Origin of the sequence: Microbacterium sp. EF45047 (assembly GCF_028472845.1) — a bacterium.
Classification (GTDB): Bacteria; Actinomycetota; Actinomycetes; order Actinomycetales; family Microbacteriaceae; genus Microbacterium; species Microbacterium neungamense.
Map to the genome: position 1 here is coordinate 1,225,014 of NZ_CP069429.1, position 23,619 is coordinate 1,248,632.

A 23,619-nucleotide genomic window follows, 5' to 3' on the forward strand; every position below is an offset into this window, starting at 1 on the left:
CTCCGGGTCGTGGCGCGCAGGGGCGTGGTCTGCGGCGGCGGGCGGATGCCGGACGCCTAGACTACGGGCGTGCCCCCTGGATCGTCCGCCGCCGCACCCCGCAGCGTCCGCCCCTGGCGGTACGGGGCGGTGCTCGCGCTCCTGCTGGCGCTGACCGGGTGCGGGCAGCCGGCTCCGGATGCCCGGGACACGGCGGCCCCGACCGCCGGGGCGTCGTCGGTCCCGCCCGGGTCGAGCGCTCCTCCCGGGGAGACGACCGGCCCCGGTGCCGCACCGCCGCCCGCGGCGGAGCCGCCGGTGCTGCATCCGGAGGGGACCGCGGCGGACAATCTGCCGCTGTTCGCGCACGTCGCCGCCGGCGTGTGGGCGTCGGAGGATCGTGCGCGGGGCCGGGCGTACATCGACGCGCTCGTCGCCGCGGGGTTCGACAAGGCGCGGATGCAGGTGACGGAGGACGAGTCCACGGTCGGCAATCCGGCCGAGAGCCTGCAGTTCTCGGTCGCGTGGCCCGACGGCCAGTGCCTGATCGGTCAGGTGGGGCCGTCCACGGGCGACCCGGTGACCGCGGTGATGCCGCAGCTCGCCGGAGGGCGATGCCTCATCGGCCGGACCCGGCCGATCGACTGGTGATCCGGGCCGCCCGGAAAGGCCGGGCCGCCCGGAAAGGCCGGGCCGCCACCGAGCCTGCCCACCGGCCGGACGCCCGGCCCACGGCCCCGCCGACGCGTCATGCGGGACCGGGGATGTAACGGCATCTCGGTAGTCTGTCCGGGTGGACACCGACGCATCGACCCTTCCGCCTGAGACCACCGCAGCCCGCATCGGCCGGATCGCCGGAGCCTGGTTCCCGCTGATCGTGCTCGCGGCGGGGGCGATCGCCGTGTTCGTCCCGGGGCCGTTCCTGGTCCTCGGACCGTGGATCACGCCCCTGCTGATGATCATCATGCTCGGCATGGGGATGACCCTGCGGGCGTCCGACTTCGCGATCGTCGCCCGCCGATCCATCGCGCTCCTCATCGGGGTGCTCGCGCAGTACATCGTCATGCCCACGACCGGCTGGATGCTGGTCACGCTCCTGCAGCTGGACCCGGCGATCGCCGTCGGTGTGATCCTCGTCGCATCCGCGCCGGGCGGCACGGCCTCGAACGTGATGACCTATCTCGCCAAGGGCGACGTCGCCCTGTCCGTCGCGATGACCACCGTCTCGACGCTCCTCGCGCCGATCCTCACACCGCTGCTGGTCCTCTTCCTCGCCGGGTCCTACCTGCCGGTGGACGCGGCCGGCCTGTTCCTCTCCATCGTGCAGATCGTGCTGATCCCGATCGCGGTCGGCCTGCTGCTGCGCCGCTTCCTGCCCCGCCTCGTGGACGTGCTCGTCGCGTGGATGCCGCTGGTGTCGGTCGTCGGCATCACGCTCGTCGTCCTCGCCGTGGTCGCCGGCAGCGCCGCCACGATCCTCGCCTCCGGTCTGCTGATCTTCGCGGTCGTCATCGCCCTCAACGGCGTCGGGCTGCTCCTCGGCTACGGAGCCGCCCGCCTCGCAGGCCTCGACGAGGCCTCGCGGCGCGCTGTGAGCATCGAGGTCGGCATGCAGAACTCCGGGCTGGCAGCGGGACTCGCGCGCACCCACTTCACCCCGGAGGCGGCGCTGCCGGCGGCGATCTTCTCGGTCTGGCACAACGTCTCCGGCTCTCTGCTCGCCGGGTTCTGGTCGCGCCGGGTGCCGGCGGACGCTCGCCGCGCCGCCGCCGCGCGCGGCGCCGGCTGACGCCGACCCCTCGGCCCGCCTCCGTCCGCGCCACCCGTTAGGCTGGAGAGTCGGGCCCGCCGCCCGATCCGCATGCCCGCCGACAGAAGGAGCGCTGCTTCGTGGCCGAGTACATCTATTCCATGGTCCGAGCCCGCAAGGCCGTGGGCGACAAGGTCATCCTCGACGACGTCACCATGTCGTTCCTGCCCGGCGCGAAGATCGGCATGGTCGGCCCGAACGGCGCCGGCAAGTCGACGATCCTGAAGATCATGGCCGGACTCGACCAGCCCTCCAACGGCGAGGCCAAGCTCACGCCGGGCTACAGCGTCGGCATCCTCATGCAGGAGCCCGAGCTGGACGAGTCGAAGACCGTGCTGGAGAACATCCAGGAGGGCGTGGCGATCAAGGCGAAGGTCGACCGGTTCAACGAGATCTCCGCACTGATGGCCGACCCGGACGCCGACTTCGACGCCCTGCTCGCCGAGATGGGCGTGCTGCAGGAGGAGATCGACGCGGCGGACGGCTGGGACCTCGACTCGCAGCTCGAGCAGGCCATGGACGCGCTGCGCACCCCGCCCGCCGACGCCCCGGTGGGCCCGCTCTCCGGCGGTGAGAAGCGCCGCGTGGCGCTGGCCAAGCTGCTGCTGCAGAAGCCCGACCTGCTGCTGCTCGACGAGCCCACGAACCACCTCGACGCAGAGAGCGTGCTCTGGCTCGAGCAGCACCTGCAGTCCTACAAGGGCGCCGTGATCGCGATCACCCACGACCGGTACTTCCTGGACAACGTGGCGGAGTGGATCGCGGAGGTCGACCGCGGGCGGCTGATCGGGTACGAGGGCAACTACTCGACGTACCTGGAGAAGAAGGCCGAGCGCCTCGACATCCAAGGCAAGAAGGACGCCAAGCTCGCCAAGCGCCTGAAGGACGAGCTGGAGTGGGTCCGCTCCAGCGCCAAGGGCCGCCAGACCAAGTCGAAGGCCCGTCTGGCCCGCTACGAGGAGATGGCGGCCGAGGCGGAGCGCACCCGCAAGCTCGACTTCGAGGAGATCCAGATCCCGCCGGGGCCGCGCCTGGGCACCGTCGTGATCGAGGCGAAGAACCTGCAGAAGGGCTTCGGCGACCGCACCCTCATCGACGGCCTCAGCTTCAGCCTGCCGCCGAACGGCATCGTCGGCGTGATCGGTCCGAACGGCGTCGGCAAGACCACGCTGTTCAAGACCATCGTCGGTCTGGAGCCCCTCGACGGCGGCGACCTGAAGATCGGCGAGACGGTCAAGATCAGCTACGTCGACCAGTCCCGGGCGAACATCGACCCGGAGAAGACGCTGTGGGAGGTCGTCTCCGATGGGCTGGACATCATCACCGTCGGCAAGACCGAGATCCCGTCCCGCGCCTACGTGTCGAAGTTCGGGTTCAAGGGCCCGGACCAGCAGAAGAAGGCGGGCGTGCTCTCCGGCGGTGAGCGCAACCGCCTCAACCTCGCGCTCACCCTGAAGGAGGGCGGCAACCTGCTGCTCCTCGACGAGCCGACCAACGACCTCGACGTGGAGACCCTGAGCTCGCTCGAGAACGCGCTCCTCGAGTTCCCCGGGTGCGCGGTGGTCATCACCCACGACCGGTGGTTCCTCGACCGCATCGCCACGCACATCCTCGCCTACGAGGGCACGGACGAGAACCCGGCGCAGTGGTACTGGTTCGAGGGCAACTTCGAGTCGTACGAGCGGAACAAGATCGAGCGTCTCGGCCCGGAGGCCGCCCGCCCGCACCGCACGACGCACCGCAAGCTCACCCGTGACTGACCGGAAGCTGCACATCCCGATCCAGCTGCGCTGGGGCGACCTCGACGCGTTCAACCACGTCAACAACACCTCCATGCTGAAGCTGCTGGAGGAGGCCCGCGTGCGCGCCTTCTGGAAGGCCGCGCCGGGGGAGGAGGCGCCCCCGACCGCGCTCCTCGACTCCGGCATCGAGCAGGGCGTCCTCACGCTCATCGCGCGGCAGGAGATCGAGTACCTCGCGCCGGTGCCCTACCAGCGCCGCCCGCTCGAGGTGCAGATGTGGTTCGGCAAGCTCGGCGGCTCCAGCGTCGAGGTCTGCTACGAGGTGTACAACCATCCCGAGAGCGACGGACGGATGCTGTACGCCCGCTCCACCGCGGTCATCGTCCTCGTCGACGCGGCGACCGGCCGGCCGACCCGGATCACCCCGGAACTGCGGGCCGCGTGGGAGCCGTACCTCGGCGACCCGATCGAGTACAACCGGCGCTGAACCGGCTCACGGGGCGGACTCGTCCGGCACCCGGACCATGATCTCCTGCGCGACGCTGGCGACGAGCATCCCGTCCCTGGTGTAGATCCGGCCGGTGGCCAGCCCCCGGCCGCCGCGCGCGTTCGGCGACTCCTGCAGGTAGAGCAGCCACTCGTCGACCCGCGCGAACCGGTGCCACCACATGGCGTGATCGAGACTGGCGACCTTCAGCCCGGGCAGCGACCAGGCCACGCCGTGCGCGCGCAGGATCGACTCCTGGATGGTCATGTCGCTCAGGTAGGCGAGCGCCGCCTGGTGAAGCCGCGGGTCGTCCGGCATGCGCGCCCGCATCCGCATCCACACCGCCTGCTGCGGCGTGCGCTCCGCACCGGGGGCGAGGTAGATCGGCCCCTCGACGTGGCGCAGGTCGGCGGGGCGGTCGCGCAGCATCCGTCCGGTGAGCGGATGCACGGACGCCGCGAGCTCCTCGTCGCCGGGCACGTCCTCCGGCGCCGGGATGCCTTCGGGCATGGGCGCGGCGTGCTCGACGCCGGGACCGTCGTCCTGGAAGGAGGCGATCATGGAGAAGATCGGCACGCCGTTCTGATACGCCTGCGAGCGGCGCGTCGAGAAGGAGCGGCCGTCGTGGATCCGGTCCACCGCGATGGTCAGGCCCTGGCCGGCGTCGCCGGACCGCAGGAAGTAGCCGTGCATGGAGTGCAGGTGGCGCCCCTCCGGCATCGTGCGTTCGGCGGCGATGAGCGACTGGGCGAGCACCTGTCCGCCGTAGATGCGGCCGGTGGGCATCGGATGCGAGATGCCGGTGAAGATGTCCTCCGTGGTGCGCGCCTGCGAGTCGGCGAGATCGAGCACGCGCAGCAGCCGGTCGACGGACTCCCTCGCGCTGCCGTCCTCGCTCATCGCACCCCGCTTCCGGTCGGTCCCTGCTCGGTAGTCTAGAGGCGTGCCCCCTCGCCTCGTCCTCGCCGACGCGCCCACCGCGCGCGATGTGCTGACCTTCGCCGGCCGCGCCCGGGCGATCTCCGACGACGGCGTGCGGCTGCAGGCCTCCGGCGGCGTGCTCGTGCTCACCGCCGCCGCACTCGCCCCGCAGGGGCTGTTCGACCGCACCCCGACCGTGCTGGCGATGCGCATCGTGCACGCCGACCCCGAGCTGGAGTGCGACCTCGTCGTGGACGAGCTGCGCGCCAGCGACGATGAGCGGGCCCTGGAGCTGCCGGACACGGCGCGTTCGCCCGCGTGGGCGGGCGTGTCCCCGCCCCGCAGCGGGTGGGCGCCGATCGCCGCGCTGACCGCCTCGGCGATCGCCGAGCGGGCGCAGTGGGGGATGTCCGCCGTGGCGCGCGCCACCGGCACGCAGTCCGGGGAGGACGTCGTGCGCGCGGTGCGGGCGTCGGTGTGGGGCGAGCCGGATGCCGACCTCGGCGACCTCCCGCGCGGGGTCGCGTTCGCGGCCCAGGCATTCGGGTTCATCTCCGGCGCCGAGCGGGTCCCGGTCACCGCCTCGGGCCGCTGGACGCGGCTCGCGTTCCAGCGCGGCCACGTGCTCAGCCGCGGTCCGGCGGCCGTGGGTCTGACCGAGGTGAGGGCGACCGGCCGGAGCGCCTGAGCGCACCCGCCGCACGCGGCAGAGCGGGCTCAGCCGGTGGCGCCGGGGTCCTCCGCCGCGCGCGTCTCGAGCGTCGGGCGCCCGCCGGGGGCGGGGCCGATGCCGGAGGGCTCGAAGGTGTTCACCATGGCGTGGGCCGCCCGCTCCAGGTAGTCCCACAGCGTGGCCTCGTGCATCGGCGACAGCCCGAGCTCGTCCACGGCCGCCCGCATGTGCCGCAGCCACCGATCGCGCGCGTCCGGGTCGACGTGGAACGGCATGTGCCGCATCCGCAGCCTCGGGTGGCCGCGCCGCTCGCCGTAGGTGGTCGGCCCGCCCCAGTACTGCACCAGGAACAGCGTGAGCCGCTCGGCGGCCGGTCCGAGATCCTCCTCCGGGTACATCGGACGCAGCACCGGGTCCTCGGCGACGCCGCGGTAGAACGCGGCGACGAGCTTCTCGAAGGTGGCGTGGCCGCCGACCTCGTCGTAGAACGTCACTTCGGGGCCTCCTGATCGTCCTGCTGGCCGGCGGGCCGCTTCCGCCGCCAGATGCCGCGCTCGAGCGGCTTCGGCACGCCGGTGACGGCGTTCGGCCGGGTCTTCGGCGGGTTCGCCCCGCGCACCCGCCGCGCCCCCTCCAGCCCGGTGAGCATCACCGAGGACATCTTCGGGATGCCGATCTCCCTCTCGGCGAGCGCGGCGTGCAGCCGGCGGCGCAGCTCCTGCGACACGTCGTCCATCGCGTTCGCCCTGGTCTTCATCACGACGCGGACCACGAGCGCATCGCCGTCGATCGACTCCAGCCCCCAGATCTCCGGCTTCTCGATGATGCGGGTGCGCCACTTGGCGTCCTTCGCCAGCCCCTGCGCGGTCTCCAGCATCACCTTCTCGACGGCGGCGAGGTCGGCGTCCGGCGGCACGCCGAGGTCGATGATCGCGCGCGCCCAGCCCTGCGACATGTTCCCGATCCGGGTGACCTCGCCGTTGCGGACGTACCACAGCGTGCCGTTCACGTCGCGGACCTGGGTGACCCGGACGCTGACGTACTCCACGACGCCGGTCGCCAGACCCAGGTCCACGACGTCGCCGATGCCGATCTGGTCCTCGGCGACGAGGAAGATGCCGTTCAGCACGTCCTTGACGATGTTCTGCGCGCCGAAGCCGAGGCCGGCCCCCACGGCGGCGGTGAGCAGTGTCAGCGAGCCGAGCAGGCTTGGGGAGAGGTGGTTCACGATGAGCACGATCGCGATGACCACCAGCATCACGTTCACGATGTTCTGCAGGATCGACCCCAGGGTGCGGGTGCGCTGCACCAGGCGCATGTCGGCCAGCGGGGATCGCTCCAGGGCCTGCGTGTCGTCGACGGCGGCCTTGCTCTTCGCGCTGTCCACGATCCGCTTCACGATGCGGTGGATCACACCGCGCAGGATCAGCGCGACCAGGACGCAGGCGACGATGATGGCCAGCACGCCGAGCGCCTTCATGCCGATCTCGACGAGTCCGGCGAGGACGGCGCCCCACCAGCCGGGGTCGGTGACGTCGGGTTCGGGCGGCGCGGTCTCGAGGGGGAGCAGCATCACCTCCCGATCCTAACGACGGAGGCCTCCGTGCGGGCTGAGCGCGCGGAGGCCTCCGAGGGTTCGGACGATCAGCTGTCGTCGCGGTCCGCATCCCTCGCCTGGGCGGCCAGGGCCCGCTCGACGTCGGCGAGGTTCTCGGCCACCAGGCGGCGCAGCGCCGGGGCGGCGTCCTGGTGCGCCGACAGCCAGGAGCGGGTCGCGTCGCGCAGGGCGGTGTCGGCGAGCGCCTTCGGGTACAGGCCCACGATGAGGTACTGCGCGATCTGATAGGTGCGCGACTCCCACACCGGCAGCAGCATGTCGAAGTACGCCGGCACGAACTCCGCGAGCACCGCCGCGCCCGCCGGGTGGACGAAGCCGGCCGCCGCCGAGCGGACGATCGTGTTCGGCTGGTCGTCGTGCTCGACCAGGGCGTCCCACACCGCGCGCTTGGCCTCGGGGGTGGGCAGTGCGGCCTTCGCCATCCACGCGAACTCGGCCCCCTTGGCGGTGTTGTCGGCGGCGAGGGCGGCGTCGATGGCCTGCGTGTCGGTGGCGCCCACCGTGGCCAGGCCCACCAGCAGCTGCCAGGACAGGTCGGCGTCGATCTCCAGGCCCGGGAGGGTCTCCTCGCCGGAGCGGAGGCGGCCGACGATGCCGGCGTGCTCGGGAGTGACCAGGGAGTTGGCGAACGCGGTCACGAACTGCAGCTGGTTGTCGCCGCCCGGGGCGGCCTCCTGCGCGAGCGCCCACAGCCGGTCGGCGACCTTCTCCCGCGCGGCCGCGCGGCTCTCCGGGGCGACGTACAGGCTCACCGCGGTCTGCAGCTGAGCGAGCGTGGTGCGCACCGTGGTCGACTCGGTCTCCCGGCCGATGTTGCCGAGGACCAGGTCGATGTAATCGGATGCCGCGCTCTCCGCGTCGCGGGTCTGGTCCCACGCGGCGCCCCACACCAGCGAGCGCGCCAGCGGATCGGCGATGTCGGAGAGGTGGGCGATCGCGGTGGCCAGCGAGCGCTCGTCCAGGCGGATCTTCGCGTAGGCGAGGTCCTCGTCGTTCAGGAGCACCAGGTCGGGGCGGCGGCGACCGTTCAGCTCCGGGATCTCGGTGCGGTCGCCGTCGATGTCGACCTCGATGTGGTGCCTGCGCGCGAGGGTGCCGTCGACCAGGTCGTAGAAGCCGATGCCGAGGCGGTGCGGCCGGATGGTCGGGTAGTCGGCCGGCGCGGTCTGCGTCACCGCGAAGCGGGTGATGACGCCCTCGGCGTCTTCGGCGATGACCGGGGAGAGCGTGTTCACGCCCGCCGTCTCCAGCCACTTCTTCGACCAGGTGCCGAGGTCCCGCCCGCTGGTCGCCTCCAGCTCGACGAGCAGGTCGTTCAGCTCGGTGTTGCCCCAGGAGTGCTTCTGGAAGTACTGCGACACCCCGGCGAAGAACGCCTCGATGCCGACCCAGGCGGCGAGCTGCTTGAGCACCGAGCCGCCCTTGGCGTAGGTGATGCCGTCGAAGTTGACCTGCACGTCCTCGAGGTCGTTGATCTCGGCGACGATCGGATGCGTGGACGGCAGCTGGTCCTGTCGGTAGGCCCAGGTCTTCTCCATCGCGTTGAAGGTCGTCCACGCCTCGGTCCACTCCGTGGCCTCCGCCGTGGCGATCGTGGAGGCCCACTCGGCGAACGACTCGTTCAGCCAGAGGTCGTTCCACCACTTCATCGTCACCAGGTCGCCGAACCACATGTGCGCGAGCTCGTGCAGGATCGTGACGACGCGGCGCTCCTTCACGGCATCCGTCACCTTGCTGCGGAAGACGTACGTCTCGGTGAAGGTGACGGCGCCCGCGTTCTCCATCGCGCCGGCGTTGAACTCGGGGACGAAGAGCTGGTCGTACTTCGCGAACGGGTAGGGGACGCCGAACTTCGACTCGAAGTACGCGAAGCCCTGCCGGGTCTTCTCGAAGATGTCCTCGGCGTCCACGTGCTGCCACAGGCTCTTGCGGCCGTACACGCCGAGCGGGATCACGCGACCGGAGGCGCTGGTCAACTCGGAGAACGTCGCCTCGTACGGCCCCGCGATGAGCGCCGTGATGTACGAGGAGATGCGCGGGGTGGGCTCGAAGCCCCAGGTCGCGGTCGGCTCGCTGCCCGTGGACGGGTCGTGCACGATCGGCTCGGGCGTGGGGGAGTTCGACACCACGGTCCACGCCGCCGGCGCCGTGACGGTGAACTGGAACGTCGCCTTCAGGTCGGGTTGCTCGAACACCGCGAACACCCGCCGGGAGTCGGGCACCTCGAACTGGGTGTACAGGTACACCTCGCCGTCGACCGGATCGACGAAGCGGTGCAGGCCCTCGCCGGTGTTCGTGTACAGGCAGTCGGCGTCCACGACGAGGACGTTCTCCTCCTGCAGGCCGCTCAGCGCGATGCGCGAGTCCGCGAACACCTCGTTCGGGTCGAGCTGCTCACCGTTGAGCGAGATCTCGCGCACCTCGCGCGCGATGAGGTCGATGAACGTGAAGCTCCCCGGCGTCGCGGAGAAGCGCACGACGCTGCGCGATCCGAACACCTCGGCGCCCTTGGTGAGATCGAGGGCGATCTCGTAGGAACGCGTGTCGATGACGGCGCGGCGCTCCTGCGCTTCGATGCGGGTGAGGTTCTCTCCAGGCACAGCTGTTCTCCCAGGGGTGAGGGGATGTCGTCCCAAAGCCGACGCTGCTGGCGCCGGCGACAACCCTGACAGCCTACGCCAGAGCGGGCGCCGCGCATCTCCTCCGCGCTCGCTCATAGGGTTCGGATGCGAGGATGACAGGGTGACTGTCAACGCATCGGATGCCGTTCCCCACGCGTCGCCCGCCGCTGCGGGCGGCCCCCGCCACGTCGAGGAGCCGGTCGCGTACGACGCGATCCTGCTCGCCGGATTCGGAGGTCCCGAAGGGCAGGAGGACGTCATCCCCTTCCTGCGGAACGTGACCCGGGGCCGCGGGATCCCGGACGAGCGGCTCGAGGAGGTCGCCCACCACTACCGGCACTTCGGCGGGGTGAGCCCGATCAACGCGCAGAACCGCGAGCTGAAGGCCGCGCTGGAGGCGGAGCTCGCCGCGCAGGGCATCGACCTGCCGGTGTACTGGGGCAACCGGAACTGGGCACCGTACCTCGAGGACGCCGTCGCCGAGGCGGCCCGCAACGGCGACACCACGCTGCTGGCCTTCGCCACCAGCGCCTACAGCTCCTTCTCCAGCTGCCGGCAGTACCGCGAGGACTTCGCCCGCGTGCTGGAGGCCACCTCTCTCGGCGGCGTCGTCACGATCGACAAGATCCGGCCGTTCTTCGACCACCCCGGCTTCGTGCAGGCGTTCGTCGACGGCGTCCACGTCGCGATCGCGGGCATGCTCGGCGAGGGGATCGCCCCGGAGGAGGTGCAGGTGCTCTTCTCCACGCACAGCATCCCCACCGCGGACGCCGAGCGGTCCGGCCCGCGCGACATCGACTGGGGCGAGGGCGGCGCGTACGCCGCCCAGCACGAGGCGGTCGCGGCCTGGGTGATGGATCGGGTGGCGCAGCTGCTGCCCGCGGCCGGCGACGTGCCGTGGGAGCTCGTCTACCAGTCCCGCTCCGGCCCGCTCTCGCAGCCGTGGCTCGAGCCGGACGTGTGCGACGTGATCGAGGAGCTGCCCGGCCGCGGCCGGAAGGCCGTCGTCGTCGTGCCGGTGGGCTTCATGAGCGACCACATGGAGGTCCTCTGGGACCTGGACACCGAGGCCGCGCAGGCCGCGGCAGACGCCGGCCTGCGGTTCGCGCGCACGCCCACCCCGGGGGTCTCGCCCGCGTTCGTCTCCGGCATCGTCGACCTGGTGCGGGAACGGCTGGAGGGGCGACCGGACGCCGAGCGTGATCACGTCACCGCCCTGCCGTCGTACGACGTGTGCCGGCCCGGATGCTGCGAGAAGGTCCGCGCCGGCTTCAAGCCCGCCGCCGCCGGTCTCGCCCCCTGACCCCACCGCACGCGGAGCCTGTCGACGCCCGCGAATAGGATTGACCCCATGCGCATCCACATCGCCACCGATCACGCCGGCCTGGACTTCTCGACCCGGCTGCAGGAGCACCTCCGGTCCGCCGGGCACGAGGTGGTCGACCACGGCCCGGTCGAGTACGACCCCGTCGACGACTATCCGGCCTTCTGCATCCGCGCCGCGCAGGCCGTCGTCGCCGACCAGGCGGCGGGCGTGGACGCCCTCGGCGTCGTGTTCGGCGGTTCCGGCAACGGGGAGCAGATCGCGGCGAACAAGGTCCAGGGCATCCGTGCCGCGCTGGTGTGGAACCTGTCCACGGCCGAGCTGGCGCGCGAGCACAACGACGCGAACGTCGTCTCGATCGGCGCCCGGCAGCACACCTTCGAGGAGGTCGTCTCCTTCATCGACCGCTTCATCGGCACCCCGTTCTCGGGGGACGAGCGGCACGTGCGCCGCATCCGGCAGATCGCGGACTTCGAGCGCGACGGGTCGCTGCTGCCGGATCCGCGGGCGTGACATGCCCGAGGGTCATTCCGTCCACCGGATCGCCCGGCAGTTCCAGCGCAACTTCGTCGGCAAGACGCTGCAGGCGTCCAGCCCGCAGGGCCGCTTCGCCGAGGGCGCGGCGGTGCTCGACGGGCGCGAAGCGCTGCAGGCGAAGGCCGTCGGCAAGCAGATGTTCCTCGAGGTCGAGGGCGAGCTGTGGCTGCGGGTGCATCTCGGCCTGTACGGCGCCTGGGACTTCTCTGGCGAGATCCTCGTCGACCCGACCATCGCCTCCGCGAACGGGCGGATGGGGCAGACCAACCAGCGCGGCACCGACCTCGGCGAGGCGATCTTCGACGACGCGGGCGAGAACTCGCTGTCCTCGATCGGCGCGCCCCGACGGGCGCGCGTGCACGTGCGGATGTCGGAGCAGACCAGCGGTCTGGCCGACGAGGGCGATCAGTGGCCGCCGCCCGTGGTCGGGCAGGTGCGGTTGCGGCTGCTCACCGACATCACCTGCGCCGACCTGCGCGGCCCGACCGCGTGCGAACTGCAGACGCCGGACGAGATGCTCGCCACCGTGGCCAGGCTCGGTCCCGATCCGCTGGTGGGCGACCCCGCCGAGGGCGAGGAGCGCTTCGTGCGGACGGTGCGCCGCAAGGCCACCCCGATCGCGCTGCTGCTGATGGACCAGGCGGTGATCAGCGGCATCGGCAACGTGTACCGCGCCGAGATGCTGTTCCGCGCCCGCCTGAACCCGCACACGCCCGGCCGCGACGTGCCCGAGGAGGTGGTGCGGGAGTTGTGGCGGGACTGGGTGAAGCTGCTGGCGATCGGCGTGGAGACCGGCCAGATGATGACCATGGACGACCTCACCCCGGAGCAGTACCGCGCGGCGATGGCCCACCGCGACGACCGGCACTGGGTGTACCACCGCGCCGGGCTGCCGTGCCGCGTGTGCGGCACCGAGATCGCCCTCGAGGAGATCGGCGCCCGCAAGCTGTACTGGTGCCCGTCCTGCCAGCGCTGAGCGCCGCGCCTGCCGAGGATGGCCCGCCCCCGTGCGTAGGATGACGGAGTCCCATCGCGACGACGCACGACAGGAGACGGCATGGACCTGACCGGTCTTGAACAGGCGCTCGGCGCCCTCAGCGGCTTCATCTGGGGGCCGTTCTTCCTCATCCCGCTGCTGCTGGGCACCGGGCTGTACCTGACCATCCGCCTCGGCGGCCTGCAGTTCCTGCGCCTGGGCGCGGCCCTCCGGCTGGGCCTGTTCACGCGCAAGGACCCCGGCGCCGACGGCGACATCTCCCAGTTCCAGGCGCTCACCACCGCGCTGGCCGCCACCGTCGGCACCGGCAACATCGTCGGCGTCGCCACCGCGATCGGCATCGGCGGTCCGGGCGCCCTGTTCTGGATGTGGGTCACCGGCCTGCTCGGCATGGCGTCGAAGTACTCCGAGGCCTTCCTCGGCGTGCGCTTCCGCAAGACCGACGACGCGGGGGAGAAGTCGGGCGGCCCCCAGTACTATCTGGCGCGCGGCATTCCCGGCCCGTTCGGCAGGTTCCTCGCGCTGTTCTTCGCCATCGCGGCCGTCATCGCCTGCTTCGGCATCGGCAACATGACCCAGGGCAACTCGATCGCGAGCAACCTCGAGGCGAGCTTCAGCGTCCCCACCTGGGTCACCGGCATCGCACTGACGGTGTTCGCGCTGCTCGTGCTGGTCGGCGGCATCAAGTCGATCGGCCGCGTCACCGCAGGCTTCGTGCCGATCATGATCATCTTCTACGTCCTGGGTGCGCTGTACATCCTCATCGTCAACGTGGGCGCCCTGCCGGCGGCGTTCGCGCAGATCTTCACGGACGCGTTCACCGGCACCAGCGCGGTGGGCGGATTCGCGGGGTCGGCGATCATCATCGCCGTGCAGTACGGCGTGGCCCGCGGCATCTTCTCGAACGAGTCCGGCATGGGGTCGGCGGCCATCGCCGCCGCGGCCGCGAAGACCAGTCATCCGGTCCGTCAGGGCCTGGTCTCGATGACGCAGACCTTCATCGACACGATCATCGTGGTCACCTGCACCGGCCTGGTGATCATCGCGACCGGCACCTGGGACGACATCGACCCGGCCACCGGGCAGCAGATCAGCCCGGCCGTGATGACCGGCGCCGCCTTCTCGCACGGTCTGCCCGGCGACTGGGGCCACTACATCGTCACCATCGGCCTGGTGATGTTCGCCGGCTCCACGATCCTCGGCTGGTCGTATTACGGCGAGCGGAACATCGAGCGCCTCCTCGGCCGGCGGGCGGTGATGCCGTTCCGCATCCTGTTCTCGCTGGTCGTGTTCGTCGGCTGCACGGTGCAGCTGAGCCTGGTCTGGACGTTCTCCGACGTGATGAACGGCCTGATGGCGCTGCCGAACCTGATCGGCCTGCTCATCCTGTCCGGTCTCGTGGCGCGGGAGACCAAGAAGTACCTGGACAACGATCCGAAGCTGCGCGCCACGACCGCGGAGGTCGACGCCTTCATGGCCGGCGAACCCGGCTGGGAGGAGTGGAAGACCCAGGCCGTCCCGGTCGCCGACGGCGGGAAGGCGTGACTGCCGCGGGCGAGCGCATCTCCCTCATCCGCGGCGCGCGTCCCGTCGACGGGGCGGCGCTGTTCGGATCCGACGATCCGATCGACATCGCGATCGCGGACGGGCGGATCGCGGACATCGCCCCGGCGGGCGCGCTCACCCCCGGCGGGGCGGTGCTCGAGGCCGACGGATGCTGGGTGCTGCCGGGGCTCTGGGACCATCACGTGCACACCGTGCAGTGGGCGCTGGACTCCCAGCGGGTCCCTCTCGGCGGGGTGCGCAGCGCGGCGGAGGCGGCGGCGGTGATGGCGGCCGCCGCACCGCTGCCCGACGGCCGCCGTGTCGGCGCCGGCATGCGCGACGGCCTGTGGCCCGATCGCCCGGACCTCGCCGCCCTGGACGCGGTCACCGGCGACGTGCCGACCTACCTGATCAACGCCGACGTGCACAGCGTGTGGCTGAACTCGGCCGCGTTCCGGCGGGAGGGCTTCCCGCCCGCCCAGGACGGCATGCTGCGCGAGGAGGAGGCCTTCGAGATCTCCCGCCGGCTGAACGCCGCAGACGACGCGCTGGCGGACGCCGCGGTGCAGGAGGCCGGACGCCGCGCAGCGGCGCGCGGCGTGACCGGGATCGTGGACTTCGACATGGCCTGGAACGCCGAAGCGTGGCGGCGGCGCTGCGTGGCCGGCTTCGACCTGCACCATGTCGAGTTCGCGTTCTACCCGCCCGGGCTGACCCGCGCGATCGACGAGGGCCTGCGCACCGGTGCGGAGCTCCCGGATACCGGCGGGCTGGTGCGGGTCGGCCCGCTCAAGCTCATCTCCGACGGATCCCTGGGCACCCGCACCGCCGCCTGCTCGCACGCCTACGCCGACGACCCCGGCAACACCGGCGTGCTCACCATCGCACCGGACGAGCTGCGCGAGCTGCTCACCACGGCGACCGCGGCCGGCATCGACGTCGCGGTGCACGCGATCGGCGACCGCGCCGTGGCCGCGGCGCTCGACGCGTTCACCTGCACGCAGGCGCGCGGCACCATCGAACACGCGCAGCTGGTGCGGCACGCCGATCTCGCCCGGTTCGGCCGGCTCGGCGTCGTCGCGAGCGTGCAGCCGCAGCACGCCGTGGACGACAGGGATCTCGCGACGCGTCTGTGGCGCGACCAGGACGCCATCGGCTATCCGCTCGCCTCGCTGTTCGCCGCCGGCGTCCCGGTGCGGTTCGGATCGGATGCCCCGGTCGCGCCGCTGGACCCCTGGCTGGGCATCGCCGCCGCGGTCGCCCGCACCGGGGACGACCGGGCGCCCTGGCATCCCGAGGAGCGGGTACCGGTGTCCACCGCCCTGCGCGCGAGCAGCCGGCACGGGGAGGCGGAGCTGCGCCCCGGAGCGGACGCCGACCTCGCCGTGTGCGGGCGGGACCCGCGGACGGCGTCGGCCGCCGAGCTGCGCGGGATGCCGGTGGCGGCGACGCTGCTGGGCGGACGCCTCACGCACCTCGGCTGAGACGAAACCGGAGACCACGCGGCCGACACGACGGAGCCCGCCCGCTCCCGGGGTCGGGAACGGGCGGGCTCGGGTCGTCGGGCGTCAGGCGGCGATGTGGGAGACCAGGAACCAGCGGTCCTTCTCGAGACCGCGCATGATCTCGATCGCGACGTCCTGGCTGGTCAGGTCGACCTCGTCCAGGCCCTCGATCGCGGCCTTGACGTCGGCGAGGATCGCGTCGATGTCGCTGATCACGGCGCGGACGAGGTCGTCGGACTGGGTGAAGCCGGCGGGAACGGCGGTCTTCCCGGCCTTCTCCGCGACGGTGGACAGGCGGGCGTCGATCGGCAGGCCGAGCGCGACGATCCGCTCCGCGGCGGTGTCGGCGAACTCGCCCGCGTGGGCGACGATCGTGTCGAGCAGCTCGTGGACGCCGACGAAGTTCGCGCCGCGGACGTGCCAGTGCGCCTGCTTGCCGTTGACGGTGAGCGCCTCCAGACCCAGGACGATCGGGGAGAGGAACTGTGCGGCGGCGGCCGCGATGGTCGGGTCGACGGCGGTGGTGGGGACGGTCTGTGCCTTGCTCATGGGATCCTCCGAGTGTGTGTTTTCCGGGCCTGACATGTCCAACGCTACTCAGCCCTCCGCATTCCGCAAGCAAGCTGAGGCAACGCTTAGTGCCGCGGGATTCCGGGGGAGCGACCGCGATCGCGGTAGTCTCGGCAGCATGACCGTCGCCCCCGGAGCATCCGTCATCGCCCTTCCCGATCGCCGTCCCGAGCTCGCCGAGGACGCCTTCGTCGCCGCCGGCGCCCGCATCGTCGGCGAGGTGCGCCTGGCACGCGGCGCCAGCGTCTGGTACAACGCCGTGCTGCGCGGCGATTCCGCCCCGATCACGGTGGGGGCGGGCAGCAACGTGCAGGACAACGTCTCGGTGCACGTCGACAGCGGCCACGCCGCGGAGATCGGCGCGAAGGTGTCGATCGGGCACAACGCGGTGGTGCACGGTTGCCGCATCGGCGACGGGTCGCTGATCGGGATGGGCGCCGTGATCCTCAGCGGCGCCGTGATCGGCCGCGGATGCCTGGTCGCCGGCGGCGCGGTCGTGCTCGGCGGCACCGAGGTGCCGGACGGGTCGCTCGTCGCCGGGGTGCCGGCGAAGGTGCGCCGGGCGCTCACCGAGGAGGAGCGCTCCGGGCTGATCGAGAACGCCGAGATCTACCTCCGCCACGTGCAGACCCACCGGAACGCGACCGCCCTCTGATCCCGTCGCCGCCGCGGCCGGAGCGCACCGGTAGGCTGGATCCTCACGGGGCCGTGGCCAAGCTGGTCAAGGCAGCGGGCTCATAACCCGACGATCGTGGGTTCAAGTCCCACCGGCCCCACCATCCGCGCCGGCGTCGCCGCCGGCCGTCGCACTACCGCCGCCGACGGCGTCCCCGACGCTGTCGCCGCCGCCGGCCGCCGCGTCCGGGTCGGTCTGGGGCCCGCCGATCACGCCGATGCCGATGGCCTGGTGGTCCGGCTCCGGCTCGGTCCGCGGCGGGGCCTTCGGCTCTTCGCCGGGATCCTTCTCCGTGCTCGGCTCCTCGAGATCCTCGGTCGTCGGCTCTTCCGGCCGCTCCCGGCGGTCCCGCTGACCCTTCTCGTCCTGTTGCTGCTCGTCCATGGATCCCTCCTTCGGAGTGGCATCCGATGCTACGAGCCGCGCCGCGGCCGCCCCAGGCCCTCGACAGCGGGCAGGGCGCGGCTATACTCCGCCGCGGTGCCCGCCGGGGACGGGCGCCGTAGCACCGGCATCCGCTTCCGGGCAAGGGAGGTGCGCACCCGGCGGGAACGGTGCAGGCTACCGGCGTGGGGAGCACGCGCATGGGGAGCAGGCGCCGGATCGCGGCGCACATCGTCCGGCGCGTCGTGCACGGGTTCACGGCCAACGAATGCCCGAACGCCGCCGCGGGCCTGGCCTTCTACGCGCTGCTCGCCCTGTTCCCGACGCTCATCGCCGGGTTCGCCCTCGTCGGCCTGTTCGGGCGTCGCCGGGACGCGGAGCGGGTGGTGCTCGACCTCATCGGCGAGGTGCTCTCGCCGGAGGTGGCCGCCGCGGTGCAGGAGCCGATCGAGGAGCTCGCCACCGCCTCCGGGGCCGGAGTGGCCCTGACGATCGGCCTCGTCATCGCGCTGTGGACCGTCGCCCGCTACATCACCGCCCTCGGACGCACGATGAACGGGGTGTACGGCGTCACCGAGGGTCGGCCGTACTGGAAGGCGAAGCCGGCGCACCTGCTGGTGACCGTGCTCGTGTTCGTGCTGGTGCTCGCCGCCGTCTCCCTGGCCGTCGCGTCGTGGCCGCTCGCGCAGGCTCTCGCCGACCTCCTCGGTGCGGGGGAGCCGGTGCTCGCCGCCTGGCGGATCCTGCGGTGGCCCGCACTGCTCCTCCTCGTGGTGCTCGTGGTCGCGGTGCTCTACTACTTCGCCCCGAACGTGGAGCAGCCGCGCTTCCGCTGGGTGAGCGTCGGCGCCGTGATCGCGATCGCCGTGCTCGCCGCAGCATCCGCCGCCTTCGGCTTCTTCGCCGTCGGCATCGCCGACTACGGCGGCGGTGATGGCGGCCGCCGCACCGCTGCCCGACGGCCGCCGTGTCGGCGCCGGCATGCGCGACGGCCTGTGGCCCGATCGCCCGGACCTCGCCGCCCTGGACGCGGTCACCGGCGACGTGCCGACCTACCTGATCAACGCCGACGTGCACAGCGTGTGGCTGAACTCGGCCGCGTTCCGGCGGGAGGGCTTCCCGCCCGCCCAGGACGGCATGCTGCGCGAGGAGGAGGCCTTCGAGATCTCCCGCCGGCTGAACGCCGCAGACGACGCGCTGGCGGACGCCGCGGTGCAGGAGGCCGGACGCCGCGCAGCGGCGCGCGGCGTGACCGGGATCGTGGACTTCGACATGGCCTGGAACGCCGAAGCGTGGCGGCGGCGCTGCGTGGCCGGCTTCGACCTGCACCATGTCGAGTTCGCGTTCTACCCGCCCGGGCTGACCCGCGCGATCGACGAGGGCCTGCGCACCGGTGCGGAGCTCCCGGATACCGGCGGGCTGGTGCGGGTCGGCCCGCTCAAGCTCATCTCCGACGGATCCCTGGGCACCCGCACCGCCGCCTGCTCGCACGCCTACGCCGACGACCCCGGCAACACCGGCGTGCTCACCATCGCACCGGACGAGCTGCGCGAGCTGCTCACCACGGCGACCGCGGCCGGCATCGACGTCGCGGTGCACGCGATCGGCGACCGCGCCGTGGCCGCGGCGCTCGACGCGTTCACCTACACGCAGGCGCGCGGCACCATCGAACACGCGCAGCTGGTGCGGCACGCCGATCTCGCCCGGTTCGGCCGGCTCGGCGTCGTCGCGAGCGTGCAGCCGCAGCACGCCGTGGACGACAGGGATCTCGCGACGCGTCTGTGGCGCGACCAGGACGCCATCGGCTATCCGCTCGCCTCGCTGTTCGCCGCCGGCGTCCCGGTGCGGTTCGGATCGGATGCCCCGGTCGCGCCGCTGGACCCCTGGCTGGGCATCGCCGCCGCGGTCGCCCGCACCGGGGACGACCGGGCGCCCTGGCATCCCGAGGAGCGGGTGCCCGTGTCCACCGCCCTGCGCGCGAGCAGCCGGCACGGGGAGGCGGAGCTGCGCCCCGGAGCGGACGCCGACCTCGCCGTGTGCGGGCGGGACCCGCGGACGGCGTCGGCCGCCGAGCTGCGCGGGATGCCGGTGGCGGCGACGCTGCTGGGCGGACGCCTCACGCACCTCGGCTGAGACGAAACCGGAGACCACGCGGCCGACACGACGGAGCCCGCCCGCTCCCGGGGTCGGGAACGGGCGGGCTCGGGTCGTCGGGCGTCAGGCGGCGATGTGGGAGACCAGGAACCAGCGGTCCTTCTCGAGACCGCGCATGATCTCGATCGCGACGTCCTGGCTGGTCAGGTCGACCTCGTCCAGGCCCTCGATCGCGGCCTTGACGTCGGCGAGGATCGCGTCGATGTCGCTGATCACGGCGCGGACGAGGTCGTCGGACTGGGTGAAGCCGGCGGGAACGGCGGTCTTCCCGGCCTTCTCCGCGACGGTGGACAGGCGGGCGTCGATCGGCAGGCCGAGCGCGACGATCCGCTCCGCGGCGGTGTCGGCGAACTCGCCCGCGTGGGCGACGATCGTGTCGAGCAGCTCGTGGACGCCGACGAAGTTCGCGCCGCGGACGTGCCAGTGCGCCTGCTTGCCGTTGACGGTGAGCGCCTCCAGACCCAGGACGATCGGGGAGAGGAACTGTGCGGCGGCGGCCGCGATGGTCGGGTCGACGGCGGTGGTGGGGACGGTCTGTGCCTTGCTCATGGGATCCTCCGAATGTGTGTTTTCCGGGCCTGACATGTCCAACGCTACTCAGCCCTCCGCATTCCGCAAGCAAGCTGAGGCAACGCTTAGTGCCGCGGGATTCCGGGGGAGCGACCGCGATCGCGGTAGTCTCGGCAGCATGACCGTCGCCCCCGGAGCATCCGTCATCGCCCTTCCCGATCGCCGTCCCGAGCTCGCCGAGGACGCCTTCGTCGCCGCCGGCGCCCGCATCGTCGGCGAGGTGCGCCTGGCACCCGGCGCCAGCGTCTGGTACAACGCCGTGCTGCGCGGCGATTCCGCCCCGATCACGGTGGGGGCGGGCAGCAACGTGCAGGACAACGTCTCGGTGCACGTCGACAGCGGCCACGCCGCGGAGATCGGCGCGAAGGTGTCGATCGGGCACAACGCGGTGGTGCACGGTTGCCGCATCGGCGACGGGTCGCTGATCGGGATGGGCGCCGTGATCCTCAGCGGCGCCGTGATCGGCCGCGGATGCCTGGTCGCCGGCGGCGCGGTCGTGCTCGGCGGCACCGAGGTGCCGGACGGGTCGCTCGTCGCCGGGGTGCCGGCGAAGGTGCGCCGGGCGCTCACCGAGGAGGAGCGCTCCGGGCTGATCGAGAACGCCGAGATCTACCTCCGCCACGTGCAGACCCACCGGAACGCGACCGCCCTCTGATCCCGTCGCCGCCGCGGCCGGAGCGCACCGGTAGGCTGGATCCTCACGGGGCCGTGGCCAAGCTGGTCAAGGCAGCGGGCTCATAACCCGACGATCGTGGGTTCAAATCCCACCGGCCCCACCATCCGCGCCGGCGTCGCCGCCGGCCGTCGCACTACCGCCGCCGACGGCGTCCCCGACGCTGTCGCCGCCGCCGGCCGCCGCGTCCGGGTCGGTCTGGGGCCCGCCGATCACGCCGATGCCGATGGCCTGGTGGTCCGGCTCCGGCTCGGTCCGCGGCGGGGCCTTCGGCTCTTCGCCGGGATCCTTCTCCGTGCTCGGCTCCTCGAGCTCCTCGGTCGTCGGCTCTTCCGGCCGCTCCCGGCGGTCCCGCTGATCCTTCTCGTCCTGTTGCTGCTCGTCCATGGATCCCTCCTTCGGAGTGGCATCCGATGCTACGAGCCGCGCCGCGGCCGCCCCAGGCCCTCGACAGCGGGCAGGGCGCGGCTATACTCCGCCGCGGTGCCCGCCGGGGACGGGCGCCGTAGCACCGGCATCCGCTTCCGGGCAAGGGAGGTGCGCACCCGGCGGGAACGGTGCAGGCTACCGGCGTGGGGAGCACGCGCATGGGGAGCAGGCGCCGGATCGCGGCGCACATCGTCCGGCGCGTCGTGCACGGGTTCACGGCCAACGAATGCCCGAACGCCGCCGCGGGCCTGGCCTTCTACGCGCTGCTCGCCCTGTTCCCGACGCTCATCGCCGGGTTCGCCCTCGTCGGCCTGTTCGGGCGTCGCCGGGACGCGGAGCGGGTGGTGCTCGACCTCATCGGCGAGGTGCTCTCGCCGGAGGTGGCCGCCGCGGTGCAGGAGCCGATCGAGGAGCTCGCCACCGCCTCCGGGGCCGGAGTGGCCCTGACGATCGGCCTCGTCATCGCGCTGTGGACCGTCGCCCGCTACATCACCGCCCTCGGACGCACGATGAACGGGGTGTACGGCGTCACCGAGGGTCGGCCGTACTGGAAGGCGAAGCCGGCGCACCTGCTGGTGACCGTGCTCGTGTTCGTGCTGGTGCTCGCCGCCGTCTCCCTGGCCGTCGCGTCGTGGCCGCTCGCGCAGGCTCTCGCCGATCTCCTCGGTGCGGGGGAGCCGGTGCTCGCCGCCTGGCGGATCCTGCGGTGGCCCGCACTGCTCCTCCTCGTGGTGCTCGTGGTCGCGGTGCTCTACTACTTCGCCCCGAACGTGGAGCAGCCGCGCTTCCGCTGGGTGAGCGTCGGCGCCGTGATCGCGATCGCCGTGCTCGCCGCAGCATCCGCCGCCTTCGGCTTCTTCGCCGTCGGCATCGCCGACTACGGCCGGATCTACGGCGCCTTCGCCGGCGCCGTGCTGTTCCTGCTGTGGCTGTGGATCGCGAACATGGCGCTGCTGGTCGGGGTGCTCTTCGACGTGGAGATCGAGCGGGCGCGCGAGCTGCGGGCGGGGCTGCCGGCGGAGCGGCGGGTGCAGCTGCCGCTGCGCGACACGCGGCGGATCGCCGCGGAGACCCGGCGCGAGGCGGACGAGGTGCAGGAGGCCCGGCGGATCCGGCGCTCCTGAGCGGCGCCTCAGGCGCGCAGGTGCTCGGTCGGGTAGCGGTCGCGGATGCGCTCGGCGAAGAACCGGCCGAGGCTGGGCGCCGCGAGCAGCTCGCGATGCACGGATGCCGGCACCGCGTAATAGCGGTACACCTCGCCGCTGCGGAACTCGACCTCCAGCACCGCCGTCGCCCGGTCGTAGCCGACGGCGGCGAGGGCGCTCGAGGTCACGGGGAGCCGCTTCATCGCACCTCCACCGGGGCGTCGCCGACCCGTCGGGCCAGCGCGACCGCGTCGTGCGGGGCATGCCCGCGCGCGTCGTTGCGGCCAGCGGCCGGCGGTGTCCGCGACGGTCATCGCCGCGCCGTGCTCGCGCAGCAGCGCGGCGAACGCCTCGTCGTGGAAGCTCGGCGACCGCGGCTCGAGGGCGTGACGCAGCGGGCGGTCCTCGTCGACGCTCAGCCAGGCCCGCCCCTGCAGACGCTCGTCGTGCTCTCGGGCGATCTCGAGCGCCTCTCCGGTGGTGCGCGGGAGCGCGGCCAGGAACGCACCGACGACCTCGGGCTCGAAGTCCTGGCGCGCCGGAAGCTGCCACAGCATCGGCCCGAGCGCCGGTCCCAGGGCGAGCACGCCGGAGGCGAGGAAGTTCGCCAGGGCGGTGCGCGGCTCGCGCAGCCGCAGCATGTGCGTGATGTAGCGCGACCCCTTCACCGCGAACACGAAGCCGTCCGGCACGCTCTGCCGCCAGCGGCGGTAGCTCTCCGGACGCTGCAGCGAGTAGAACGATCCGTTCAGCTCGACCGTCGACATCGTGCGCCCGATGTGCTCCAGCTCGCGTCGCTGCGGCAGCCCCCGCGGGTAGAAGTCGCCGCGCCAGGAGGCGTACCGCCACCCGGACGTGCCCACGCGCACCCGGCCGGCCGGACCGGCCGGCGTCGCCGCGGCATCCGTGCTCATCCCGCGATGCTACGCAGGCGCGGCCCGCGCCGCGCAAGCCCCTTCCCGCGGATGCCGCCGACCGGGCATGCTGGGAGGACGACCGCCGGAAGGAGGACCACATGAGCGGGTTCCAGGACGACCCCGTCGCCGACGTCCCCGAGGGGGACCGTCTGGATCAGGAGCGCGAGGCGTGGGAGACCGACGCGGCCGACCCCGAGCAGCCGGTCACGCCGGCCGTGCCGAGGGCCGAGGACATCCACGCCGACCCCGCCGACGTGTTCGAGCAGTCCCTCGAGGTGCCCGGCGTGGACGACCTCGACGAGGAGGAGTGACGGGTCGCCCCGCGGCCCGCGTGGTCACCCG

General features: G+C 72.4%; 24 protein-coding genes, 2 tRNA genes and 1 pseudogene. 18 read left to right on the forward strand and 9 right to left on the reverse strand.

Annotation, left to right across the window (positions count from 1 at the left end):
• Positions 1-69 precede the first annotated feature (69 nt).
• The 4 genes from JRG78_RS05890 to JRG78_RS05905 all read left to right on the forward strand — a co-directional run bounded on the left by JRG78_RS05890 (position 70) and on the right by JRG78_RS05905 (position 4,018).
• Positions 70-630, forward strand: coding sequence for a DUF6993 domain-containing protein (locus tag JRG78_RS05890; RefSeq protein WP_272653761.1), 561 nt, complete (start codon positions 70-72; stop codon positions 628-630).
• 142 nt (positions 631-772) lie between these two features.
• Positions 773-1,768, forward strand: coding sequence for a bile acid:sodium symporter family protein (locus JRG78_RS05895; protein ID WP_272653762.1), 996 nt, complete (start codon positions 773-775; stop codon positions 1,766-1,768).
• Positions 1,769-1,869: 101 nt separating this feature from the next.
• Positions 1,870-3,549, forward strand: coding sequence for an energy-dependent translational throttle protein EttA (ettA, locus tag JRG78_RS05900; RefSeq protein WP_259608072.1), 1,680 nt, complete (start codon positions 1,870-1,872; stop codon positions 3,547-3,549).
• Entirely contained in the window at positions 3,542-4,018 is a 477-nt protein-coding gene (locus tag JRG78_RS05905; protein WP_259608073.1) for an acyl-CoA thioesterase, read from the forward strand. The genes ettA and JRG78_RS05905 overlap by 8 nt, the downstream gene beginning before the upstream one ends.
• Positions 4,019-4,024: 6 nt before the next feature.
• On the opposite strand, the gene JRG78_RS05910 is transcribed toward JRG78_RS05905, so the two are convergent.
• A complete protein-coding gene (locus JRG78_RS05910) occupies positions 4,025-4,918 on the reverse strand; it encodes an acyl-CoA thioesterase (protein ID WP_259608074.1) in 894 nt (297 codons plus the stop codon).
• Positions 4,919-4,961: 43 nt separating this feature from the next.
• Here JRG78_RS05910 and JRG78_RS05915 point away from each other — a divergent pair, with 43 nt between their 5' ends.
• The gene (locus tag JRG78_RS05915) at positions 4,962-5,627 is read left to right on the forward strand and encodes a hypothetical protein (protein ID WP_259608075.1); all 666 of its coding nucleotides are present in this window, start codon (positions 4,962-4,964) and stop codon (positions 5,625-5,627) included.
• A gap of 29 nt (positions 5,628-5,656) precedes the next feature.
• Here JRG78_RS05915 and JRG78_RS05920 read toward each other — a convergent pair whose 3' ends face one another.
• The 3 genes from JRG78_RS05920 to pepN all read right to left on the reverse strand — a co-directional run bounded on the left by JRG78_RS05920 (position 5,657) and on the right by pepN (position 9,830).
• A complete protein-coding gene (locus JRG78_RS05920) occupies positions 5,657-6,106 on the reverse strand; it encodes a globin (protein ID WP_259608076.1) in 450 nt (149 codons plus the stop codon).
• On the reverse strand, positions 6,103-7,185 hold the full coding sequence (locus JRG78_RS05925; RefSeq protein ID WP_259608138.1) for a mechanosensitive ion channel family protein: 1,083 nt from the start codon (positions 7,183-7,185) through the stop codon (positions 6,103-6,105). The genes JRG78_RS05920 and JRG78_RS05925 overlap by 4 nt, the downstream gene beginning before the upstream one ends.
• Before the next feature lie 71 nt (positions 7,186-7,256).
• The gene (gene pepN / locus JRG78_RS05930) at positions 7,257-9,830 is read right to left on the reverse strand and encodes an aminopeptidase N (RefSeq protein ID WP_272653763.1); all 2,574 of its coding nucleotides are present in this window, start codon (positions 9,828-9,830) and stop codon (positions 7,257-7,259) included.
• Between the two features lie 142 nt (positions 9,831-9,972).
• Here pepN and JRG78_RS05935 point away from each other — a divergent pair, with 142 nt between their 5' ends.
• The 5 genes from JRG78_RS05935 (at position 9,973) to JRG78_RS05955 (ending at position 15,738) form a co-directional block, all read left to right on the forward strand.
• Complete coding sequence (locus JRG78_RS05935; protein ID WP_272653764.1) at positions 9,973-11,154, forward strand: ferrochelatase; 1,182 nt, start codon at positions 9,973-9,975, stop codon at positions 11,152-11,154.
• A gap of 48 nt (positions 11,155-11,202) precedes the next feature.
• A complete protein-coding gene (locus tag JRG78_RS05940; protein ID WP_272653765.1) occupies positions 11,203-11,688 on the forward strand; it encodes a ribose-5-phosphate isomerase in 486 nt (161 codons plus the stop codon).
• A gap of 1 nt (position 11,689) precedes the next feature.
• Complete coding sequence (locus JRG78_RS05945) at positions 11,690-12,688, forward strand: Fpg/Nei family DNA glycosylase (protein WP_272653766.1); 999 nt, start codon at positions 11,690-11,692, stop codon at positions 12,686-12,688.
• Positions 12,689-12,769: 81 nt separating this feature from the next.
• Complete coding sequence (locus JRG78_RS05950; RefSeq protein WP_272653767.1) at positions 12,770-14,254, forward strand: alanine/glycine:cation symporter family protein; 1,485 nt, start codon at positions 12,770-12,772, stop codon at positions 14,252-14,254.
• The gene (locus JRG78_RS05955; protein WP_272653768.1) at positions 14,251-15,738 is read left to right on the forward strand and encodes an amidohydrolase; all 1,488 of its coding nucleotides are present in this window, start codon (positions 14,251-14,253) and stop codon (positions 15,736-15,738) included. The genes JRG78_RS05950 and JRG78_RS05955 overlap by 4 nt, the downstream gene beginning before the upstream one ends.
• A gap of 84 nt (positions 15,739-15,822) precedes the next feature.
• Here JRG78_RS05955 and JRG78_RS05960 read toward each other — a convergent pair whose 3' ends face one another.
• Positions 15,823-16,308 carry a Dps family protein gene (locus tag JRG78_RS05960; RefSeq protein ID WP_259608083.1) on the reverse strand — a complete coding sequence of 162 codons (486 nt, stop codon included), beginning with the start codon at positions 16,306-16,308 and terminating at the stop codon, positions 15,823-15,825.
• 139 nt (positions 16,309-16,447) lie between these two features.
• Between JRG78_RS05960 and JRG78_RS05965 the strand changes: the two genes are divergently transcribed.
• The gene (locus tag JRG78_RS05965) at positions 16,448-16,984 is read left to right on the forward strand and encodes a gamma carbonic anhydrase family protein (protein WP_259608084.1); all 537 of its coding nucleotides are present in this window, start codon (positions 16,448-16,450) and stop codon (positions 16,982-16,984) included.
• Positions 16,985-17,031: 47 nt separating this feature from the next.
• Positions 17,032-17,108 (forward strand) — tRNA-Ile (locus JRG78_RS05970).
• On the opposite strand, the gene JRG78_RS05975 is transcribed toward JRG78_RS05970, so the two are convergent.
• Positions 17,087-17,389, reverse strand: a complete 303-nt coding sequence (locus tag JRG78_RS05975) for a hypothetical protein (protein ID WP_272653769.1) — start codon at positions 17,387-17,389, stop codon at positions 17,087-17,089. The two genes, JRG78_RS05970 and JRG78_RS05975, sit on opposite strands and share 22 nt — an antisense overlap.
• Positions 17,390-17,589: 200 nt before the next feature.
• Between JRG78_RS05975 and JRG78_RS12695 the strand changes: the two are divergent.
• Both JRG78_RS12695 and JRG78_RS05985 read left to right on the forward strand, forming a co-directional pair.
• A pseudogene (locus JRG78_RS12695) lies at positions 17,590-18,255 on the forward strand (YihY/virulence factor BrkB family protein); the annotation flags it as partial.
• 67 nt (positions 18,256-18,322) lie between these two features.
• Positions 18,323-19,522 carry an amidohydrolase gene (locus JRG78_RS05985; RefSeq protein WP_272653771.1) on the forward strand — a complete coding sequence of 400 codons (1,200 nt, stop codon included), beginning with the start codon at positions 18,323-18,325 and terminating at the stop codon, positions 19,520-19,522.
• Between the two features lie 84 nt (positions 19,523-19,606).
• Here JRG78_RS05985 and JRG78_RS05990 read toward each other — a convergent pair whose 3' ends face one another.
• Positions 19,607-20,092 carry a Dps family protein gene (locus tag JRG78_RS05990; RefSeq protein ID WP_259608083.1) on the reverse strand — a complete coding sequence of 162 codons (486 nt, stop codon included), beginning with the start codon at positions 20,090-20,092 and terminating at the stop codon, positions 19,607-19,609.
• A 139-nt stretch (positions 20,093-20,231) separates the two neighbouring features.
• Between JRG78_RS05990 and JRG78_RS05995 the strand changes: the two genes are divergently transcribed.
• Both JRG78_RS05995 and JRG78_RS06000 read left to right on the forward strand, forming a co-directional pair.
• Positions 20,232-20,768, forward strand: a complete 537-nt coding sequence (locus JRG78_RS05995) for a gamma carbonic anhydrase family protein (RefSeq protein WP_272653772.1) — start codon at positions 20,232-20,234, stop codon at positions 20,766-20,768.
• A 47-nt stretch (positions 20,769-20,815) separates the two neighbouring features.
• A tRNA-Ile gene (locus JRG78_RS06000) sits at positions 20,816-20,892 on the forward strand.
• On the opposite strand, the gene JRG78_RS06005 is transcribed toward JRG78_RS06000, so the two are convergent.
• Positions 20,871-21,173 (reverse strand): hypothetical protein, encoded by a 303-nt coding sequence (locus JRG78_RS06005; RefSeq protein ID WP_272653773.1) that lies wholly within the window; start codon positions 21,171-21,173, stop codon positions 20,871-20,873. The two genes, JRG78_RS06000 and JRG78_RS06005, sit on opposite strands and share 22 nt — an antisense overlap.
• A 185-nt stretch (positions 21,174-21,358) precedes the next feature.
• Here JRG78_RS06005 and JRG78_RS06010 point away from each other — a divergent pair, with 185 nt between their 5' ends.
• A complete protein-coding gene (locus JRG78_RS06010) occupies positions 21,359-22,339 on the forward strand; it encodes a YihY/virulence factor BrkB family protein (RefSeq protein WP_259608087.1) in 981 nt (326 codons plus the stop codon).
• 8 nt (positions 22,340-22,347) lie between these two features.
• Here JRG78_RS06010 and JRG78_RS06015 read toward each other — a convergent pair whose 3' ends face one another.
• Positions 22,348-23,274, reverse strand: a complete 927-nt coding sequence (locus JRG78_RS06015) for a DUF72 domain-containing protein (RefSeq protein WP_272653774.1) — start codon at positions 23,272-23,274, stop codon at positions 22,348-22,350.
• Between the two features lie 101 nt (positions 23,275-23,375).
• Between JRG78_RS06015 and JRG78_RS06020 the strand changes: the two genes are divergently transcribed.
• Positions 23,376-23,588: a hypothetical protein gene (locus tag JRG78_RS06020; protein WP_272653775.1), complete on the forward strand. Its 213-nt coding sequence runs from the start codon at positions 23,376-23,378 to the stop codon at positions 23,586-23,588.
• The last annotated feature ends 31 nt before the right edge of the window (positions 23,589-23,619 follow it).